The organism is Bacillus sp. RB3 (assembly GCF_030164735.1).
Classification (GTDB): Bacteria; Bacillota; Bacilli; order Bacillales; family Bacillaceae_G; genus Bacillus_A; species Bacillus_A cereus.
The window spans coordinates 58341-78387 of record NZ_JASNGE010000021.1 but is presented as its reverse complement, the minus strand read 5'-3'; the positions used below and the strand labels follow the sequence as shown (position 1 = coordinate 78387).

The window sequence follows — 20047 nt, the reverse complement described above, 5'->3', positions numbered from 1 at the left end:
ATAAAACAGTATTGAGTCCATCATATCAGATGGACTCTTTTTTTACTGTCTACCTATAGGGGATAATACCAAGCATCTGAACGCTTTACTCTTTTTTTCTATTCGATAATATACTTGGCAATTGTACATTAACTGCTAACTTATGAATAAATCCAAACACTAATCCAATCCCAATAAATATGTATAAGATTGTAAATATCTTTCCGAAATCAGTTTGCGGACTAAAATTCCCATCACCAACAGTCGTCAACGTGACCACACTAAAATATAAAGCGTCAATAGGACGTAATTCTTCAACTGTACTATAAAAAATCGTACCCGATATTAAAGTCAAAATTGTTAATACGAATAATACTTGAAATTCTTTATCTTTCCACGCTCGTAAACAGGCTCTTAACATTCGCTTTAAAGTTAACAAAAATGAAAGCATTAGATTCTCCCTTCCAAACAAAAATACATTTAGTCAAAGGAAAGTCTATCACCTTTCAGTATAGAAAAAAAGTAGCCCTCTTCTATTTCTAGAAAAGGGCTACTCTATTCGATTCTATCTTATTTAGGTGAAACAAGAATTTTCACTTGTGTTTTATCTTTTACAAGTGCTTCAAATCCTTCTTCAACAACTTGATCGACTGTAATTTTTTTCGTAATTAATTTCTCTGCTTGAATTTGACCAGAGCTAATTAATTTAATAACAGCTGGGAAGATGTGACGGTATCCTAAAATACCAATAACTTCTTTTTCTTTTAATACTAAGTTATTTGGAGTAATTGTTGCGTCTTTTTCCCATACACTAACAATTACAGTTTGTCCTTCGAAGCTTGTACTTTCAATCGCTTGTCGTAGTACAACTTCAACACCTGTTACTTCAAAGCTAACATTTACACCTAAACCATTTGTTAAGTTACGAATTTCAGCTAACACATCTTGAGTTGCTGGATTTAATACATAATCCGCACCTGCTAATTTCGCTAACTCTTGACGTTCTTTAGAAAGTTCAACTGCAATAACAGGAGTCGCTCCTGCTGCTTTAGCTGCTTGGATAACAAGAAGTCCAATTGGACCGCAACCAAATACTGCTACAGCTTCCCCTTCTTTTAATTTACTTTGACGTACTGCATGAACTGCTACTGCTGCTGGTTCTACAAGCGCACCTTGTTCATACGTCATTTCATCTGGAATGTGATGAACCATATCTTCTGGTACTACTGTATATTCAGAGAAACCGCCGCCTTCTCCGCCAAGACCGTGGAAAACAAGTTGTTCACAAACATTGTAATGTCCATGTTTACAAGCTTCACATTTACCACAAGAATAAATTGGTTCTACAACAACGCGGTCTCCCACTTTATGAGATGTAACTCCTTCACCAATCTCTATTACCTCACCACTAAACTCATGACCTAAAATAACAGGTGCTTTCACATGTGTTAATGGATGTTCTTCTGTTGGAATAAAAATAGGCCCTGCTAAATATTCATGCAAGTCTGTCCCACAAATACCACACCATTTAACTTTGATTTTCACTGTTCCTGGTTTTACTGTTGGTTCTGGTACTTCTTCTACTCGTACATCACGTTGATTATGCCAAAGTAGTGCTTTCATTTTATACATCCCTCTCTATGTATATACTTAACCTGGTGAAGTTTACAATTCTATTATAATACTTCTATCCATATATTTCAAAAAAACAATCGCATCTCTACTAATTTTTTAGAAATAACGTTCAATATTTTGTCACTTTGTACTTTTTTCCACATCTGTTAATTCAATTTCATTGCAGGTGAAATTAGCATTATGCCATAATAGCATAGGAGAGGTGAATATCGCTTGAAATATTTTATTTACTTTATCGTTATCGTGGCATTTTTAGATACATTTTCACAATTACCTATTATGAGTACTTTCGCTCAAAGCCTTGGAGGAACCCCTCTTATTATCGGGCTAGTTGTCGGTATGTACTCATTCGCTAATATGATCGGTAATATTATTGCTGGAGCAGCTGTCGATAAATTTGGTGCAAAAAAAATCCTTTATATAAGCATGGGAATTACGAGTTTCATAGTCTTGTTATACACCGTTGTTCAAAGTGGTGAACAACTATTAGTTGTTCGCTTTATGCATGGATTTAGTGATGGCTTTTTAATTCCTGCTGCCTTTACATTTTTATCAAAACAAACAACTGCAAAAAAACAAGGAAAAGCAATGGCTCTATCTGGTGCTGCTGTTGGAACAGCGGCAATCGTAGGACCTGCTTTCAGCGGTATTATGAAAGCAACAGCTGGCGTAGAATGGGTCTTCATTACTATTTCTATTTTAATGGCTCTTGGTACGATCGTATCTCTATTCTTCTTACCAAATAACGTATCAAGAAAAGATACATCAAGAACGCAAATGATGAACAAAGAAGATATGGTTGAACTTTTAAAATCAGAACCGTTATTACAAGCATATATTGGTGCTTTCACATTAATGTTTTCACAAGGAATTGTCACTTATATGTTACCAGTAAAAGTTGAGGCATTAGCGCTTAAAGCATCCACAACAGGCATGATGTTAAGTGTATTTGGTATAACTGCTATCCTCTTCTTCTTGCTTCCAACAAATCGTATTTACGATCGATTTAATCGTTCGAAACTAATGCTAATCGGAATTGCAGTTATGGCATTCGCATTATCTTTACTCGGATTATTTGCTACAAAAGGTATGCTCTTTATCGTAATGATGATTTATGGAATTGGATTCGCAATCCTCTTCCCGTCTATTAACGCTTTACTCGTTGAAAATACTACAGACGATAATCGTGGAAAGGCATTCGGATTATTTTATGCCTTCTTCTCATTAGGAGTTGTTGCTGGCTCCTTTACAGTCGGTGCAATCGGAGCATCACCTAGCGTCAGCTTCATTATCGGGACAGCATTTTTATTAACATTTGCTGGGATGATTTATGTAAGAAGCAAAGTAAAAAAGACAATGATGGGATAATCCATCGTTGTCTTTTTTAAAATGCATATTGATATAATCCGTAATATAATGGAAGCGTTGGAATAATGCCAATTAATTTAAATATAAAAGGTAACGGCTCATCTCGCTCTTCATATAAACGAAAAACAAAAACTGCAGTTAAAGTCCAAATGACGCTAAACAAGAAGATACATTTCCAAACAATTGAGGTTAATATTTGTACATCAAATACAAAACCAAAGAGCCCTATCCACGTAATAATAGAAACTACAAAGTCAAACTTTTGAATTGGTGTTTGAAACATGCCCCTTACTAACGAAATAATAGCTAACATTGCTACAATAACTAAATATATTTTCCAAAGCATTATGATAATCTCCTATTCAATTCAACTTTTAACTTTCAATAAGCCGTATTTAATAAACAATATAGCATTATATTTTTCATAGAAATAATACAATGGATAACAAAATAAGAAGAAAATAAGTACAGTTGGTACATCATCTATAATAGAAAAATATTTTACTAGTAATTCCTTAATACTCTCTCCAATTATAATAAACAGTGGAATGATACAAATTGCTGCTAATATTAAGCACGGTGTGATTCTCATTTCTTTTAACCTCACCTTGCAGTGTGGACATCTGAATGAAAAAGGATGCGGGAGATCAATAATATGTTGCGCAGTAATCTCTCCTTCACACTGTGGACATTCAATTATTTCTTTCATTTAACTCAACTCCTTTCTATCTACAAAAAGAACACTATCCAATAGCGCTCTTTTACTGCCGAATATATTACTTTTGTGTATAACCAAATAACAATGTAAATAAATTAAACTGTAAAGGCAATACTACATTTCTTCTTTTACAAAAAAGGTGTATAAATACCGACGATACTTCGACAATTTCCTCGGAAATATTTCCTTTCCCCACATAATTTGATACACTACATATGAACAGAGACTTGTATTACATAAGCTAAAATAATAACTTACTGTACAATTAAAAAGCACATTCTTCATATGAAGAATGTGCTTTTATGTTATTAACGTTTAATCCAAACAGCGCCTGCCGATTTATCTTCTGCCTGTCCAACAACTTGGAATTTAAGTCCAAGGTTTGGAACTTTTCTTCCTGCGTCTGCAATTTGCTTGTTACTATATACTTTTGAATCATCAAAAGTTGTAACACCTTGTAATCCAGAATAGTTAAACTGACCACGTGTTAATGAATTTACACTCCATGCTGGTGTTTTATCAAATGAAAATGCAGCATCTGCAATTTGCATGCCCGTATTACCGTATGCTGGTTTCCCGTTTAAATTACCAACTAGCGCTTCTGGATGAGAGTCAACAACACCAAGGAATCCTTCGCCTGGATGCATCCCAACCCAGTTATCTTTAAAGCTATCATCTGCATACCAAACGACAAGACCTGTATTATACACTGGACCTTTTCCTGCTTTTAATCCATTATCTGATCCTGCATAGTTTCTCCATTCTAAGTAGTAGTAATGAGCTTTCTTCTCTGTCCCATCAGAAACAACAAAACCATTTAAATTCATTTTAGACTGTCCTTCTGCATCATCAGAAAATACAACTTGTCCATCAACAGTTACATTTACATTATCCATCGCAAAACCTTTATATGTTACAGCCGGATCTGTAATATAGTCGAATTGTAGTTTCACTTTTTTGCCTTTAAATTGACTTAAATCATATGATTTATCAATCCATTTCCCATCTGTTGTATCTTTATCTCCTTGGACTACTTTTTCTCCAAGTCTATCAATTAACGTCTTCGTTCCATCTTCTGTTACTGCATGTACTTCGACGAAATCGCACTCTGCTTCTAACTCATAATTTGCTTTATAATCGAATTTTGCATTTGTTCCTTTTGTTAAATCAAATAATGGTGTCTCTAACGTTGTATGCATATCATCGCCTCTTGTACTATAATATGCATGCTTTCCAAACTCCGGTTTAATCGTTTCAACACTTTTACCTGGTAAGTTAACACGTACAACGCCTGGACGATTTGATTTCGTAACACTTTGATCAATATATGTAGGAACTCCCACACCACTCTTAATTTTATCGTAATCTACTTCTAATATTTTTGCCCAGTTGCCACCCATATTCTTTTGTAAGAAGTCTTTATTTTGTGGTGAAAAACTAGTCGGCTCTGTTCCTGCGATTTTCCCTGTCCAACTACCTCCACTCATTAATGACCAAGCTTCGACTGGTGAACCATTTCCAGTATATTTCGTGTCATATTCATCTGGTAATCCAAGATCATGTCCAAATTCATGTGCAAACACACCTACCGCTCCATCTTCTGGTTCAATTGTGTAATCATGTGCTGCGACTTTACCACCAAAGTAATCTACCTTTGATTTCGTACCTTCAATCGCTACTGGATCTACTGCTAATTTTGAACGATGTGACCAGATCGCATCATCACCTAATTTACCGCCACCAGCTTCTTGACCAACACCAGCATGGATTACCATTAAATGATCAATTACACCGTCAGGTTCATTTTGATTCCCGTCCCCGTTTGTATCATATCTATCAAATTGATCAAACTGGGATAAATCTAGTCCTTTCTCAGCAGCTGCATGCAAAGCTTCTTTCACTAAATCACGTGCACCTTTCGGACCTTTATTATCGTGACCACTGCTACCATCAGCTCCATAATCAGATGCTTTTCCTGGAACAGTTAGCCACTCCGTTACATATCCATCTGTCGTATAACTACCACCAGACTGCTCTTCATAGTATTGTTTAAACGTTTTTACTTTTGAACCATCAAATAAAGTATAAGGCTCATTACCGAACAACATCTTTTGATAATGTTCTCTACTAAAGTCTTTCGAATACATATAACCTGGTGTTTGATCAATATTATTATGTTTATAATCACTAAATTCAACGAGTAGCACTAATACTTTATCCGATCGAACAGATCCCTTATATGGAGCTTGCTTTGCTTTTGAAGTTGGAACTTGCCCATTCAATTGATTTTTATTTGGTTCTGGCTTTTGCTCAAGGCTAACATTTTTTTCAGCCTTTTTTACATTTTCCTTTTCTTCCATCTTTTTCTCTTTTACTTTTTTTGTGAAATCAGACGTTTCTTGTGAGTGAGCATCTGGAAGAATTTCTTTATTCGCCTGATCTCCTTGTTTCTTTTCAATATATTGCTCAACAGCTTTTTTCGTCTCTTCTTTAGAAGATGATGGATTAATTGTTCCTCTTTCTTTCAGTGCTTCCGCTAAACGATCTTCTTGAATTAAATTGTAATCAATTGGTGTTGTAGATACATTATCTTTCTTTTTTGCTGCCGTTTCTGCATATGCTAACGGAGCACTCATTACAGATGTACATCCGATAATTGCCGCAACTGCTAATGATGACAACACTTTAAATGGTGCTTTTCTTCTCATTCCATTTCTCCCCTTTTATAAAACTTAAAATTCAGATAAATTGGTGCGTTTTTGTCGAAATCTCTGTTTACTACCCTCCCTATATAAAAAGACATAATTCTATAAACATTAAGCTTTTTGTTATAGAATCATGCCCTCCAGTTTTCTGGTCAGACCCTCTATCTTTTTATCCCTTGGTTCAATTAATAATCAGTGGGGGGGATGAACAAAGCCCCCACTGATTAAAGTTTCACTTTATGTCGAAATATGAAAAATAAAGAGTTATGTGATATATATTAAATATCTTATATAACAAATTTAAAAGACAATATGCAAAATTGCATGAAAATTCTTTTAAATAAAAAAGAATCCTAGTCAATTAAACTAGGATTCTTGCTTTTCTATTATTTCTCTTGTGTTTTTTCCCAATCAGCTAAGAATTTCTCAATTCCTTGATCTGTTAATGGGTGCTTCACTAATGAAGCAATTACGTTTGCTGGGATTGTTGCAATATGTGCACCGTTTAATGCTGCGTCAGTTACGTGAACACTGTGACGTACAGATGCTGCAATGATTTCTGTTTCGATGCCATGAATTGCAAAGATTTCTGCGATTTGACGAATTAAGTCCATACCGTTATGACCGATATCGTCTAAGCGACCTAAGAATGGTGAAACGTATGTTGCACCAGCACGAGCTGCAAGTAATGCTTGAACTGCTGAGAACACTAATGTAACGTTTGTACGAATTCCTAAATCAGAGAACGCTTTTACTGCTTTTAAACCTTCTGTTGTCATTGGAACTTTTACTACAACGTTTGGAGCAATCTTCGCTAGTTCTTTTCCTTCTTCAATCATCTTATCAGCTTCTAAGCTAATTACTTCTGCACTTACAGGTCCTTCTACAACGTTGCAAATTTCACGAATGCGTTCGTGGAAATCTACGCCTTCTTTTGCTACAAGTGATGGATTTGTCGTTACTCCAGCTAATACACCTAATTCATTTGCCTCTTTAATTTCGTTAACGTTTGCTGTATCAATAAAGAATTTCATTTGTTGTTCTTCCTTCCTAATTTTCATTTTATATTTATTTATTTTTCTTAATAAGCTCTAATTCAATCGGAATAGATTTGTCCACTTTTTTACCTTGTGTTATCTCTTTTGCTGTTTGCATCGCCTTCTCCCCGATTAATTCCGGTTTTTGAGCAACTGTTGCAGCCATACGCCCATCGTTAACCGCTTTCACTGCATCGTCTGTTGCATCAAATCCAACAACGACTACATCTGTTTTTCCAGCAGACTTCAATGCTTCAAGTGCACCTAATGCCATCTCATCGTTATGAGCAAATACAGCTTTAATATTGCTATGTGCTTGCAAAATGTTTTCCATAACAGATAATCCTTTCGCTCTATCAAAATCAGCTGCTTGTTTTGCAACTACTTTTAAAGACTTATCGGCTACGTTATGGAATCCTTTCCCACGTTCACGAGCAGCGGAAGATCCAGGGATTCCTTCTAACTCAGCAACGTTTGCTCCTTCGCCAACTAATTCCCGAATGTAATCACTAGCCATTTGACCACCTTCAATATTGTTAGAAGCAATGTGAGAAACAACCTTACCTGAATTCGCAACGCGGTCTACTGTAATAACAGGAACATTTGCTGCATTCGCCGCACTTACTGCTGAAGCAACAGCATCTGAATCGGTCGGATTAATAACAACTACATCGACACCCTTTTGAATTAAATCTTCAACATCGTTCGTTTGCTTTGCTGCATCATTTTGTGCATCAACAGCAATTAATTCGATGCCACTATCTTTCGCTTTCTTTTCTGCACCCTTTTTCAAAGTTACAAAAAAGGGATTATTTAAAGTTGAAACAGAGAATCCAACTTTAATAGTTTTATTTCGACCTTTATCGCTAGAATCCTTTGCCCATTCTGGCGGTTCCATTGAACAACCAGCAGTAATGACCATAATACATGCAACGAGTATAAGTAACCATTTCTTCATGAACTGTCCCTCCATTACGCTTCTTTTCTGCGATCAATTAATACAGCTAGTAAGATTACAAGTCCTTTTACAACTTGTTGGAAGAAAGAAGATACACCTAATAAATTTAAACCGTTATTTAATACACCGATAATAAGTACACCGATGAATGTACCAACAATCCATCCTCTTCCCCCAGAAAGACTTGTTCCACCTAATACAACTGCTGCAATTGCATCTAATTCATAAGAAGTACCTGCAGTCGGCTGTGCAGAATCTAATCGTGATGTTAAGACAATACCTGCAAGCGCTGCCAAAATTCCGGAAAGACCGTAAATCATTACTTTAATTCTCGTAACATTAATACCTGATAGTGCTGCTGCTTCTTCATTTCCACCAATTGCAAATGTACGGCGACCAAATGTCGTTTTCTTCAAAATGAAGTACAGTACTGCGAAAGCGATCATCATTGTAACAGCTGGTACCGGAATACCAAGAAAATAACCGCGGCCAAACATTTGGAACATTAAATGATCACCAAGACCAGTGATCGGACGTCCGTCCATATAAACAAGCGTCAACCCACGAAAAATAGTCATTGTTGCCAAAGTTGCAATAAATGGAGCTACTTTTCCTTTCGCAATGATGATACCGTTTACAATTCCCATTACAAGACCTGCTAATAATCCAACTGCCATTGCAAGGAACGGATCCATGCCACTTGCCATCATTCCAGCAACAAGTGCACTTGATAATGCTAAAATAGAACCTACCGATAAGTCAATACCCCCTGTTAAAATTACGAAGGTCATTCCGAATGCAATAAGCGCATTAATCGATACTTGACGCAGTATATTAAATAAATTTGGAATTTCAATAAACGCTGGATTTAAAGCTGTAATTACGACGATAATTAATACTAAACCGATTAAAGAACCGAGTTGTTGTAATACATTCCCCTTCTTAGTCATCCTTACTCTCCCCCTGTAGCTAGTGCCATAATAGACTCTTGTGATGCCTCATCTTTCCCTAAAATTCCGCCTACTTTTCCTTCATGAATAACAAGAACACGATCACTCATCCCTAAAACTTCTGGAAGCTCAGATGATACCATAATAACGGCATCTCCTTGCTCCGTAAGCTTATTCATAATAGAGTAAATTTCTTTTTTCGCTCCAACATCAACACCCCTTGTTGGTTCATCTAAAATGAGTAACTGCGGATGAATGCCTAGCCATTTTGCGATTACAACCTTTTGCTGATTTCCACCAGAAAGAGATTTCACTGCCTGCTCTCCGCTAGATGCTTTCACATTAAGAAGTTTCATCATATCCGCCGTAAACTGTTGTTCTAGCTCGTTGCTTAGAACACTTCCCTTTGAAAGACTTTCTAAATTCGGTAAAGCTAAATTTTCTCGAATTGAAAAATCTAACACTAATCCTTCAGACTTTCTATCTTCTGTAATGAAAGCAATTCTTTGTCTAATTGCATCTATTGGACTATCAATCTTTACTTCTTGTCCATTTATAAAAATTTGTCCAGAGTCTAAAGGTTCATAACCAAATATCGCTTTCATAATATCAGTGCGACCAGCCCCCATCAAACCAGCTACACCAATGATTTCACCTTTCCTCACTTGAAACGAAACATTTTCAAATTTCCCTTTCTTCGTTCCGTTACGCATTTCAAAAATGACATCACCAATTTGACTATTTCGCTCTGGGTAACGTTCACCAATGCTGCGCCCCACCATCATACTCACTACTTCATCAAATGATGTTTCTGGAATTAATCTCTTTCCGACGAATTCTCCATCACGCAAAATCGTAATAGCATCACATATTGAGAAAATCTCTTCCATACGATGCGAAATGTACACGAATGAAACACCTTCTTTACGTAACTTATTGATTACTGTAAAGAGCGTTTCGATTTCACGATCCGTCAGTGCCGCAGTAGGTTCATCCATAATAATAACGCTCGCGTTTGTCATTAATGCTTTCGCAATTTCGATAATTTGCTGTTGTCCAACCGATAATTCCTCTGCTAACATAGCGCCTCTTACATGCAACCCTAACTCCGCTAGTTGCTGCTGCGCAATCGCGTTCATTTGTCGAGTGCGTAAAATACCTGTTTTCCCATACATTAACTCTTTACCGAGAAACATATTTTCAGCTACTGTTAAATTCGGCAATATGTTTAGTTCTTGATGTATAAATGCGATGCCGTACTCTTCAGCTTCTTTCGCATTTTTAAAGGTGCGCTCTTGCCCATCAATCGTGATTGTCCCACCATCTTTTTTGTATACACCTGTTAAAATCTTCATGAGCGTTGATTTACCCGCTCCATTTTCCCCCATCAATGCATGGACTTCTCCTGTTTCAATCATAAACTGTGCATTCTTCAAAACAGGATTTCCATTGAACGCCTTTGAAATGTTTTTCATTTCAATATGCATTCCCATCACTTCCCTTTATTAAAAAATCACGCCTGCATGTAAAATTACATTTGCATAAGGCGTAGCCTCGCCTGTACGAATAATCGCCTTCGCTTTCTTTGTATGCTCTTTAAATTGCTCATGAGATACATACTCAAATGCTGGCTCTATTAATTTCTGCTCTATTTCTTTATTTACTTCCGCATTATTTATAATGACTTCTTCTGCTAACGTCACTTTTTCGATTGCCATATCATCAGCTACCACTTGCAATACATCTAAAAAGCTAGGTTTTCCAATTTCAACAGCTAAATCAATTCTTTTTACTCCGTCAGGAATTGGTAAACCGCAATCAGCAATTACAATCGTATCCGTATGCCCAAGTGAAGCAAGGATTGATGCAATCTCACTGTTTAATACGCCGTGCTTCTTCATCCAACAATCACCTGCACTTCACGTACTCGATCTCTCGTTGGCATACCGCCTTGCGCCCCAAGTTTCGTTACAGAAAGACCACCGGCAATATTCGCGAAACGAATTGCTTTTTGAAGTGTCTCTCCTTCAGAAAGTGCAACTGCTAACGCACCATTAAATGTATCACCAGCTCCAGTTGTATCCACTACATCAACAGCAATGCTAGGAACATGTACAATCTCCGTGCCATTATGGAAACGAACACCGTTAGAACCTTCTGTCATCAATAATTTATTGGGATACTTCGCCAATAAATCTTCAATTGGTGATGTAAAATCATCTAATACGATGCGGCACTCATGTTCATTTGGCGTAATATAAGTCGCCTTTTCTAAAATTTCTTCTGATAAAACTTGTGCTGGCGCTGGATTCAACATAACAGGAATATTATGTTCCTCACAAATAGCCAATACATATTTTACTGTTTCAAGTGGAATTTCTAGTTGAAGAACAACCATATCCGCTTTTACAAGAAGGTCTTTGGAGCGATCTACAACTGACTTATTTACAAGAGCATTTGCCCCTTGTACGACAACAATACTGTTATCTTCTTCTGCTAAAACGATATGAGCAATTCCTGTCGTTCTATCTGTAACCGGTACCACATAATCGATAAAAATGCGTTCGTTCTCTAGATTTTTTCTAACTACTGTTCCATAATCATCATTTCCTACCGCTCCAACCATTGCTACATTTGCTCCTAATCTAGCTGCAGCAACTGCTTGGTTTGCTCCTTTCCCTCCTGGGATTGTATGAAACGCCTCACCAATTACTGTTTCTCCTGCTTTCGGCCGTTTTTTTGAAACAGCCACTAAATCCATTGAAATGCTTCCTACTACTGCAATATTTGGCATCTGTTTCATCTCCTTACTTTGTTGTATTTCGTTCTATAATTTCGATCGGCAAACGATAGTGTTTCTCTTCTAATGTATTTCCTTCCATTTGCTCTAACAACAACTCTGTTGCAATTTTCCCCATTTCATATATCGGTTGTGCAACTGTTGTAATAGATGGATACATCATTTCCGTTAAAGAAATTCCATCAAATCCGATAATTTGTAAATCATTTGGAATGACAATCCCCTTTTGAAGTGCAGCCTTTACAATACCAATCGCAATTAAATCATTCCCAGCAACAATACCATCAATATGCGGGTATTCTTCTAATAATTCCATCGCTACACGCTCACTATTTGCTGGATCAAACGTACTCTCTGCAATCATATACGAAAGATTATTTTGCGTAATAACGTCTACAAAACCTTCAAAACGTTCATTTGCAGTACTCACATCACGTGGACCGCGAATATGTGCAATATGTTTACATCCTTTATCTAGTAACAACTTTGTCGCAGCCTGACTTCCTGCATAGTTATCTGCATATACAGTAGGAATACGCTCATTAAACATACGGTCAATCGCAACAATTGGAATAGATAAATTCATGTAATTAACACTATTTTGTGGATTCGTTGCTACAATAAATCCATCTACATTATTTTGTCTAAGCACATCAATATATTGTTTCTCTTTTTCTAAACTTTCATCAGAGTTACAAAGGACAACTGTGTAACCTTGTTTATGTGCTACATCTTCTACGGCACGTGCAACTTCCGGAAAGAATGGATTCACGATATTTGGAACAACTAAGCCAATTAAACGAGACTTTTTATTATACAGTGAACGCGCTACTGTACTAGGCTTATAATCTAACATCTCAATTGCACGTTCTACCTTTTTTAATGTATCTTCGTGAACATATCCATTTTTATTTAGAACTCTGGAAACGGTCGCAACAGATACTCCCGCTAATTTCGCAACGTCTTTGATCGTACTCATTCTCTTTTCTCCTCATTTCATGTAACCGTTTACAGAAAATAATATAACGTATTTCTAAAAATACGTCAATCATTTCTCACTAAAAAGCTTTTAAGGTTATACTCAAAAAAGCACCGCCATAAGGCGATGCTTCTTCATTACGAGTATGATACCGTTTTTTCTTTTTCTTCTACAGCAGGCTCTTTAGCATCTTTTTTACGATCTGACAATTTAATTTTTTGTAAGAAAATCGTAAAGATGGCACCTACTACGATAAATACTAATCCTGTTAAGAATACAGTATGAAGCGAGTCTACTAAAGAGTTTTTCAAAATAGGTACAATACTGTTAGCGAACGCTTCTGGCATTTGTTTTAATGCCTCTGGGCTAAATAGCATTGAATATAAACCTTGTGGATCTGTGTGAATCATATCTTTAAATTTCGTTACCATTTGTCCCGCTTCTTTCGGGAATGTATCTAATACAGGTACTAAATTCTTTGTTAATGTCGTACCTGAAGTGTTATTCATAATTGATCCTAAAATTGTAATACCAAATGTACCACCGATTTGTCGGAAGAACTGACTTGATGATGTTACAACACCAAGGTCTTTTTTCGGGAAGCTTTCTTGTAACGCTAATGTTAATGTCGGCATTACAAGACCCATTCCTAAACCGATAACCATCATATAAGAAGTAGCTGTAAGCTTCGTTGTGTGCATATCCATCGTTGTTAATAACCAAAAACCACCGGCCATAATAAGCATACCTGCGATAATTTGTGGTTTTACACCAACTTTTAATACAAGTTGCCCACCGATAATACTCATCACAATCATTGTAATCATCATTGGAGTCATAATTGTTCCTGATTCAGCAGCACTTACTCCTACAATACCTTGCATGAAGAATGGTACGAACATAATCGCGCCGAACATTCCAATACTCATAAAGAATCCAATCGCATTCAGTATTGTAAATGTACGATTTTTAAAGAAATGCATTGGTAAAATTGGCTCTTCAGCTTTCGTTTCAACGATAACAAAGCTAACAATACCAATTACAGCTAGTGCAAATAAACCGATAATTTGCCAAGAATCCCATGCATAATCTTTTCCGCCAAACGTTAGCGCAAGTAATAAACTTACAACACCGAGAATCATCGTAAAGATTCCAGCGATATCAATTTTAATTGGTCCTGTTTGTTTATGCGATTTTAATCCCATTGCAATAAAGATTGTTGCTAAAATACCAACCGGTAAGTTAATGTAGAATACCCATCTCCAGTTCACTGCATCTACAATCCAACCACCAACTTGCGGTCCAATTACAGAAGCAAGACCGTATAACGCACCAAAAATACCTTGCCATTTCGCACGTTCTTTTCCCGTGAACATATCTCCAATAATAATCATAGCCATTGGCATCATAATACCGCCACCAAGACCTTGAATACCACGGAAAATAATTAATTCTGTCATACCATTCGCCATACCACATAACGCCGAACCAATCATGAAAATAACTAGCCCTGTTATATATACGTTACGACGACCAAGTAAATCCGCTAATTTACCTGCAATTGGTACAACTGTCGTTGATGTTAACATATAAGCTGTCGTTAACCATGTCATTAAACTTAATCCGCCTAGGTCACCGACGATACGTGGCATTGCTGTACCAACAATTGTTCCATCTAATGCAGCAAATAGCATCGCGATTACTAAACCGATTAACAACAACTTTCTATTTTGATTTTCTTGTTGCTCCATGTAATCTCCTCAATTCCTCTTAGTTATTCTCTTTTTTCTCTTGTGTCCCGCAAATAATGGTTTCTAACTTCTCAAAGAGACGTAATAAATCTTCTCTTTCTTGCAACTCTAAATGTGAAAAGTATTTTGCAATATGCTCGTTACGAGCTGTCATTGCCTCTTCTACTCTAGCTTTCCCCTTTTTTGTTAACTCGATGATGACAACGCGACGGTCATCTTTGTCGTGATAGCGTTCTACAAGTTCTTGATCGATTAGACGATCAATCATCACTGTAATCGCGCTAGGCTTCACATACATCTTTTTCGCTAATGTTGTCGCTCTTGAAGCCCCATAATGATCTAAAATCTTTAAAATATAAAACTGCGGTGGTGTAAGTCCTGTCGCTTGCATTTGTTCTAATAACTCCGTCTGCATTTTCTTTCCAATCGAAAAGGCAAGAGCTTGAATTTTATCGATATGCGTCATATCATTTGGCATGTTATCCACCTCTTATTTAAACAATAAAATATTTAATGTATTTAAATATTAATCCCACGAACAAAATCCGTCAATACTTTTATTCATAAAAACGTTTACATTTTTGTCACAAAGTTGTATAATTTTCGACGAAGTTAATATTGACAGTCACGGAGAAACGGAGTACACGGCTATGAATCATAAAAAAGGAAACTTTTTTATATTTCATGGCCTTTTTATGTTCTCTGTCTTAAAACGCTTCGAATTAATTAGGGGAGGATTTTCATTTTATGTTTTTCACACAATTATTTAAACCTGCGCCCCACGCGGAACGCTTACCAGCTGATCGCGTTGATAGCGAATACCGTAAATTACGTTTACAAGTATTCTTAGGTATCTTCATCGGTTATGCAGGTTACTACTTTGTTCGAAAAAACTTTTCACTAGCAATGCCATACTTAATCGAGCAAGGCTTTAGTAAAGGGGAACTTGGGGTTATCCTTTCAGCAGTTTCTATCGCTTACGGATTAAGTAAATTTCTTATGGGTATCGTATCCGATCGTTGTAATCCTCGCTACTTTTTAGCAGCTGGGCTATTTTTATCAGGTATCATTAATATTATTTTCGGCTCATTTTCTTTCATTACAACGAGCATTATACTTATGTTTGTACTTCAGTTTTTAAATGGATGGGTACAAGGTATGGGATGGCCTCCTTGTGGTCGTACGATGGTTCACTGGTTCTCTATTAGCGAACGTGGTACAAAAATGTCTATTTGGAACGTCGCTCATAATGTTGGCGGAGCGCTTATGCCTTCCCTTGTAACATTAGGCTTATACTTCTTCGCAGATGACTGGAAAAGTATTTTTTACTTCCCAGGTATTCTTTCAATTTTAGTTGGTATTTATGTATTAATTACAATGAAAGATACGCCTCAATCTTGTGGACTACCTTCTATTGAAGAACATACTGGAGAATATCCACCAGATGAAAAAGTAAAAGATCGCGAACGCGAGCTTTCAGTAAAGGAAATTTTATTTAAATACGTATTAAACAATAAGTTTTTATGGTACATCGCTATTGCGAACGTTTTCGTATATTTCGTACGTTACGGCGTTGTAGACTGGGCTCCTACTTATTTAGTAGAAGAAAAAAGCTTTACTCATAGTAGCTCACGTACTGCTTACGCTCTATATGAATGGGCTGGTATTCCAGGTACACTTCTTTGCGGATGGATGAGTGATAAACTATTTAAAGGACGTCGTGCACCTGCTGGTATTTTATTTATGGTTGGTGTATTTATCGCAGTTCTTGTTTACTGGTTAAACCCTCCTGGTAATCCAATGGTTGATAGTATCGCACTTGTCGCAATTGGATTTTTAATTTACGGACCGGTTATGTTAATTGGTCTACACGCTCTAGATTTAGCACCAAAGAAAGCTGCTGGAACTGCAGCAGGCTTAACTGGATTCTTCGGTTACTTAGGCGGAGCTGCTTTCGCTAGTGCAGCTATGGGCTTTATCGTAGATGCATTCGGATGGGATGGCGGATTCATCTTATTACTTGCATCTTGCGTACTTGCAATGTTCTTCCTTGCTCTTACTTTAAAGACAGGGTCAGTAAAATCAAAACAAGCTTAAATAATATATAACAAGCATAAAAATAGCTCTTAGCATTTACATACATGCTAAGAGCTATTTTTTATTTTCATTGCTGTTCCTACTAATGATAACAACCAATTCCTTCCCTACTATAAGATTAAAAGATTTGATGAAACACCTTTATTAAAACAGCTAACGTAACAGATGCAGCAAATCCCCCTAAACAAATAAGACTGACACCTTGGCTATATGACAAATTTTGAAATGATTTCATTGCTTCCATCCTCCCTATCTCCCCTTTGATACTTTTATTTTACCAATGGGAAAAATTTCATAACATCGATTTCTCTAACAACTAACTTACAAATTTGTAAGTTAACATCTTTTCAACTTATATATCTAGTATTTCCACAAATAAGAGTCATTTATACATAAAAAAAGACCTCAGTTATACTAAGGTCTTCGTTACATTCTATTTCATTTTACAATCATCACTGGACATTTCACACGCTTTGCTATTTTATGACTTACACTTCCAAGCACCATTTCTTGCAGTGTATTGAGCCCTCTACTTCCAGCAATGACAAGATCTATATCTCCTGTATTTACATATTGAACAATTGTATCTCCAGGATCACCATGTAATATCGTAATTGTATAAGAAATGTTCTCTTTCTTTAATAAACCTTCAATCTCTTTTAATTTATCTTTTCGACTAGCCGATATTGTTTCTAAATCTGTTTGACCTTGTATAATATCTGATTTTGCCGTTCTATTATCTACTACGTACACAACTTCAACATTTGTTTCTTCGCTACATTTCGCAATATAGGTTGCATGCTCCGCTGCTCGAAGTGCATGTTCAGAACCGTCACATGCTAATATAATTTGTTTGTACATATGCTGAATCCCCTTTTCGTTATCCTATTCGTATTATATAATAAAGCCCCCTAAAAAGGAGGCTTTTAACTAGCAATTCTTTTATTATAAGTAGCTAAATTTGCAACAAGTTTTGAACTACGTTCATTTAATCCTGTTATAGTTACTTTCACACCACTTTGTTCATACTTCATGATAACTTTATCAATTGATGCCACTGCTGAATCATCCCATACGTGCGCATGAGTAAAATTCATTTCAATTTCTTTTACATCTTCTTTAAATGAAAAATTATTTATGAAATCGGCTGTAGATACAAAGAAAAGTTGACCGTGAATTTCGTATATTTTCTTATTTTCAATATATAAATGTTTCACGTGAATCTTTGCCATATTGAATGCAAATAACACCGCACTAATTACTGTTCCGATAATTACACCTAATGCTAAATTATGTGTAATTAGGACAATCACAACTGTTACGATCATAACAAATGCGTTTCCTTTTGGTACTTTATGAATTGTTGTTACAGAGTTCCAATCAAACGTTCCGATTGAAACCATAATCTTTAACGAGCGTTACCATTAATAATGCCATTGCACCTGTTGCAGCTGAAATCATCCCAGTTCTTCCGCCAACAAATGAAATGGTAACTGCAATACAAAAGGCTGCGTATAGTCCAACTGTTGGATCCACGCCTGCAATAACAGAGAAGGCTATCGCTTCAGGGATTAATGCTAAAGCAACGACAATTCCTGATAACACGTCCCCTCTCACATTAGAAAACCAATCATTTTTTATCGTTTGAAACAAAATACCACTCCTCTACTCCTTTATCATTTGATTTTCTCCATAAGAAAATCTAGCCGACTGCACGAAAGCTATTATATAACGAGTAGAAGATTTTTTACTATGTAAAAGTTTCCTAAAGAAAAAGACGCTATATCAGTAGCGTCTTTGCTCATTTCATTAATGTCCACCGTGTCCTTGACCACTTTCCTGAACAATTTCTAACCTCTCATCTAGTATTCCTTGTGTTTCAAATGAAATATCACTCGTACTTCCTAATAAGAAACCGTGATTATATGGTCCAAGTGTTGGATCATCTTTAAACTTCGGCTGAATGCTTGCAAGGAAGTCATACACTGGTTGGGAAGCTTTACCTTCTTCTAATAATACAACAGGTGCATGTTTACCCATATGTGAAAAAGGTGCCCCAGCAACTGCTAAATCTGGTGTTTTACTTGAAACAAATGATAAACCGTGACCAGGTTTTGTGAATCCCCAGCCAAATTTTGTTTTTTCATCTTTAAATTTAGCGAACGCAATCGAGTTTTCTGTAGGGGTCTCTCCACTAATACGCGTTACTTTCCCGTATTTGCTTAGCTCTTTTTCTACTTCTTTTGAAACAATTTTTTCTGGCCCTAATACATATATATTTGCTTTATCTTTTCTCATTTTTAATGCCTCTATTGTCGCTTCTGGCACTTTATTCTTTTCTGTATAGAGTAGTGGTTCCGGCATATGAGAAATCCAATTTACAGCGGGGGTTGTATATAAACGTCCTTCTTCTGCAGACGAACCGATAATAACACTATTTGGGTAGCTTCCTGTTATATCGGCATACTCCTTATCAACATCCTTCGCAAATATAGCTGGGTCCGTTTCTTTTATTTGTTTTACTTTATAACCTTTTAATTGTTCAAGCGCGCTAGTACCTACATCTCCCATCACCATAATTTGTGTTCCATCTTTCGTTCCGATTGGATTTAATCGTTTTATTTCTTTTAACGTCATTTCCGGTATCTTTTCTTTTTCTATAAATAAAATCGGCCCGTTATTCGGATGATGAATAAGATCTGCACTCGCAATACCTAATTGCCACTCGCTTGCTGGTACTAAAATAACAGCACCTGGCTGGTTCTCCTTATGAGTTGCTGGCCATATCGTTTGCGAAGTTAATACTGCCATTTGCGAAGGATCATTTGTGTTTAATCTCGTTACATTTTTTAAACTTGTCGTTAATAAATCATTAGATGCACCTTCGTTCATTTCTTTTGGCGCCGTTACCTCCTGATTCATTTTCATTTCCTTTTGCTCTGTTTTCTTCTCTTTTGTAGATTCATGGTTTTTATGGTCTGTATTCGTTTGTCCGCATGCAGCAAGACCAACTGCTGTAATTATTGTTATCCCAAAAATTCGGGTCATTTTTTTCACTATACCGCCTCCG

General features: G+C 36.4%; 19 protein-coding genes and 1 pseudogene. 2 read left to right on the top strand and 18 right to left on the bottom strand.

Annotated features, from left to right (window positions below; all coding sequences use genetic code 11):
- Positions 1–85: 85 nt before the first annotated feature.
- Both QO049_RS22135 and bdhA read right to left on the bottom strand, forming a co-directional pair.
- Positions 86–430, bottom strand: coding sequence for a potassium channel family protein (locus QO049_RS22135; RefSeq protein WP_000948209.1), 345 nt, complete (start codon positions 428–430; stop codon positions 86–88).
- A 119-nt stretch (positions 431–549) separates the two neighbouring features.
- Positions 550–1602: a (R,R)-butanediol dehydrogenase gene (gene bdhA / locus QO049_RS22130; protein WP_000645827.1), complete on the bottom strand. Its 1053-nt coding sequence runs from the start codon at positions 1600–1602 to the stop codon at positions 550–552.
- 225 nt (positions 1603–1827) lie between these two features.
- On the opposite strand from bdhA, the gene QO049_RS22125 reads away from it, so the two are divergent.
- Entirely contained in the window at positions 1828–2982 is a 1155-nt protein-coding gene (locus QO049_RS22125) for an MFS transporter (protein WP_097796840.1), read from the top strand.
- Positions 2983–2998: 16 nt separating this feature from the next.
- Here the strand turns inward: QO049_RS22125 and QO049_RS22120 are convergent, their stop codons facing one another.
- The 12 genes from QO049_RS22120 to QO049_RS22065 form a co-directional block, all read right to left on the bottom strand.
- A complete protein-coding gene (locus QO049_RS22120; protein WP_000964469.1) occupies positions 2999–3328 on the bottom strand; it encodes a hypothetical protein in 330 nt (109 codons plus the stop codon).
- Positions 3329–3349: 21 nt separating this feature from the next.
- A complete protein-coding gene (locus tag QO049_RS22115) occupies positions 3350–3691 on the bottom strand; it encodes a hypothetical protein (protein ID WP_000658667.1) in 342 nt (113 codons plus the stop codon).
- 317 nt (positions 3692–4008) lie between these two features.
- Positions 4009–6408: a M6 family metalloprotease immune inhibitor InhA2 gene (gene inhA2, locus QO049_RS22110; RefSeq protein ID WP_284489458.1), complete on the bottom strand. Its 2400-nt coding sequence runs from the start codon at positions 6406–6408 to the stop codon at positions 4009–4011.
- A gap of 383 nt (positions 6409–6791) precedes the next feature.
- Positions 6792–7439 carry a fructose-6-phosphate aldolase gene (fsa, locus tag QO049_RS22105; protein WP_000667698.1) on the bottom strand — a complete coding sequence of 216 codons (648 nt, stop codon included), beginning with the start codon at positions 7437–7439 and terminating at the stop codon, positions 6792–6794.
- 34 nt (positions 7440–7473) lie between these two features.
- Positions 7474–8400 carry a ribose ABC transporter substrate-binding protein RbsB gene (rbsB, locus tag QO049_RS22100; protein WP_284489457.1) on the bottom strand — a complete coding sequence of 309 codons (927 nt, stop codon included), beginning with the start codon at positions 8398–8400 and terminating at the stop codon, positions 7474–7476.
- Between the two features lie 14 nt (positions 8401–8414).
- Positions 8415–9350 (bottom strand): ABC transporter permease subunit, encoded by a 936-nt coding sequence (locus QO049_RS22095; RefSeq protein WP_000162129.1) that lies wholly within the window; start codon positions 9348–9350, stop codon positions 8415–8417.
- A 2-nt stretch (positions 9351–9352) separates the two neighbouring features.
- Positions 9353–10837: a ribose ABC transporter ATP-binding protein RbsA gene (gene rbsA / locus QO049_RS22090; RefSeq protein ID WP_048568095.1), complete on the bottom strand. Its 1485-nt coding sequence runs from the start codon at positions 10835–10837 to the stop codon at positions 9353–9355.
- A gap of 18 nt (positions 10838–10855) precedes the next feature.
- Positions 10856–11251 carry a D-ribose pyranase gene (gene rbsD, locus QO049_RS22085; RefSeq protein WP_048568075.1) on the bottom strand — a complete coding sequence of 132 codons (396 nt, stop codon included), beginning with the start codon at positions 11249–11251 and terminating at the stop codon, positions 10856–10858.
- Complete coding sequence (rbsK, locus tag QO049_RS22080; RefSeq protein WP_001132865.1) at positions 11248–12144, bottom strand: ribokinase; 897 nt, start codon at positions 12142–12144, stop codon at positions 11248–11250. The genes rbsD and rbsK overlap by 4 nt, the downstream gene beginning before the upstream one ends.
- Positions 12145–12157: 13 nt before the next feature.
- On the bottom strand, positions 12158–13129 hold the full coding sequence (gene rbsR, locus QO049_RS22075) for a ribose operon transcriptional repressor RbsR (protein ID WP_000104034.1): 972 nt from the start codon (positions 13127–13129) through the stop codon (positions 12158–12160).
- A 137-nt stretch (positions 13130–13266) separates the two neighbouring features.
- On the bottom strand, positions 13267–14880 hold the full coding sequence (locus QO049_RS22070; RefSeq protein ID WP_016117165.1) for an MDR family MFS transporter: 1614 nt from the start codon (positions 14878–14880) through the stop codon (positions 13267–13269).
- 19 nt (positions 14881–14899) lie between these two features.
- Positions 14900–15358: a MarR family winged helix-turn-helix transcriptional regulator gene (locus QO049_RS22065; RefSeq protein ID WP_001132365.1), complete on the bottom strand. Its 459-nt coding sequence runs from the start codon at positions 15356–15358 to the stop codon at positions 14900–14902.
- A gap of 269 nt (positions 15359–15627) precedes the next feature.
- Between QO049_RS22065 and glpT the strand changes: the two genes are divergently transcribed.
- A complete protein-coding gene (glpT, locus tag QO049_RS22060; protein ID WP_000466383.1) occupies positions 15628–16977 on the top strand; it encodes a glycerol-3-phosphate transporter in 1350 nt (449 codons plus the stop codon).
- Positions 16978–17095: 118 nt separating this feature from the next.
- On the opposite strand, the gene QO049_RS22055 is transcribed toward glpT, so the two are convergent.
- The 4 genes and pseudogenes from QO049_RS22055 to QO049_RS22040 all read right to left on the bottom strand — a co-directional run bounded on the left by QO049_RS22055 (position 17096) and on the right by QO049_RS22040 (position 20034).
- Positions 17096–17212: a DUF4027 family protein gene (locus QO049_RS22055; protein WP_000834733.1), complete on the bottom strand. Its 117-nt coding sequence runs from the start codon at positions 17210–17212 to the stop codon at positions 17096–17098.
- Positions 17213–17415: 203 nt separating this feature from the next.
- Positions 17416–17838 carry a universal stress protein gene (locus QO049_RS22050; RefSeq protein ID WP_000277999.1) on the bottom strand — a complete coding sequence of 141 codons (423 nt, stop codon included), beginning with the start codon at positions 17836–17838 and terminating at the stop codon, positions 17416–17418.
- A 65-nt stretch (positions 17839–17903) separates the two neighbouring features.
- A pseudogene (locus tag QO049_RS22045) lies at positions 17904–18630 on the bottom strand (SulP family inorganic anion transporter).
- Positions 18631–18786: 156 nt separating this feature from the next.
- Positions 18787–20034 (bottom strand): cell wall-binding repeat-containing protein, encoded by a 1248-nt coding sequence (locus tag QO049_RS22040; protein ID WP_284489456.1) that lies wholly within the window; start codon positions 20032–20034, stop codon positions 18787–18789.
- Positions 20035–20047: the final 13 nt, after the last annotated feature.

What these genes read in the sequence shown, in the direction of transcription:
- fsa (WP_000667698.1), bottom strand. Translation starts at nt 7,439, where the DNA reads ATGAAATTCTTTATTGATACAGCAAACGTTAACGAAATTAAAGAGGCA.
- rbsA (WP_048568095.1), bottom strand. Translation starts at nt 10,837, where the DNA reads ATGCATATTGAAATGAAAAACATTTCAAAGGCGTTCAATGGAAATCCT.
- QO049_RS22120 (WP_000964469.1), bottom strand. Translation starts at nt 3,328, where the DNA reads ATGCTTTGGAAAATATATTTAGTTATTGTAGCAATGTTAGCTATTATT.
- QO049_RS22095 (WP_000162129.1), bottom strand. Translation starts at nt 9,350, where the DNA reads ATGACTAAGAAGGGGAATGTATTACAACAACTCGGTTCTTTAATCGGT.
- glpT (WP_000466383.1), top strand. Translation starts at nt 15,628, where the DNA reads ATGTTTTTCACACAATTATTTAAACCTGCGCCCCACGCGGAACGCTTA.
- QO049_RS22115 (WP_000658667.1), bottom strand. Translation starts at nt 3,691, where the DNA reads ATGAAAGAAATAATTGAATGTCCACAGTGTGAAGGAGAGATTACTGCG.
- rbsD (WP_048568075.1), bottom strand. Translation starts at nt 11,251, where the DNA reads ATGAAGAAGCACGGCGTATTAAACAGTGAGATTGCATCAATCCTTGCT.
- QO049_RS22050 (WP_000277999.1), bottom strand. Translation starts at nt 17,838, where the DNA reads ATGTACAAACAAATTATATTAGCATGTGACGGTTCTGAACATGCACTT.
- rbsK (WP_001132865.1), bottom strand. Translation starts at nt 12,144, where the DNA reads ATGCCAAATATTGCAGTAGTAGGAAGCATTTCAATGGATTTAGTGGCT.
- rbsR (WP_000104034.1), bottom strand. Translation starts at nt 13,129, where the DNA reads ATGAGTACGATCAAAGACGTTGCGAAATTAGCGGGAGTATCTGTTGCG.
- QO049_RS22055 (WP_000834733.1), bottom strand. Translation starts at nt 17,212, where the DNA reads ATGAAATCATTTCAAAATTTGTCATATAGCCAAGGTGTCAGTCTTATT.
- inhA2 (WP_284489458.1), bottom strand. Translation starts at nt 6,408, where the DNA reads ATGAGAAGAAAAGCACCATTTAAAGTGTTGTCATCATTAGCAGTTGCG.
- QO049_RS22070 (WP_016117165.1), bottom strand. Translation starts at nt 14,880, where the DNA reads ATGGAGCAACAAGAAAATCAAAATAGAAAGTTGTTGTTAATCGGTTTA.
- rbsB (WP_284489457.1), bottom strand. Translation starts at nt 8,400, where the DNA reads ATGAAGAAATGGTTACTTATACTCGTTGCATGTATTATGGTCATTACT.
- bdhA (WP_000645827.1), bottom strand. Translation starts at nt 1,602, where the DNA reads ATGAAAGCACTACTTTGGCATAATCAACGTGATGTACGAGTAGAAGAA.
- QO049_RS22135 (WP_000948209.1), bottom strand. Translation starts at nt 430, where the DNA reads ATGCTTTCATTTTTGTTAACTTTAAAGCGAATGTTAAGAGCCTGTTTA.
- QO049_RS22065 (WP_001132365.1), bottom strand. Translation starts at nt 15,358, where the DNA reads ATGCCAAATGATATGACGCATATCGATAAAATTCAAGCTCTTGCCTTT.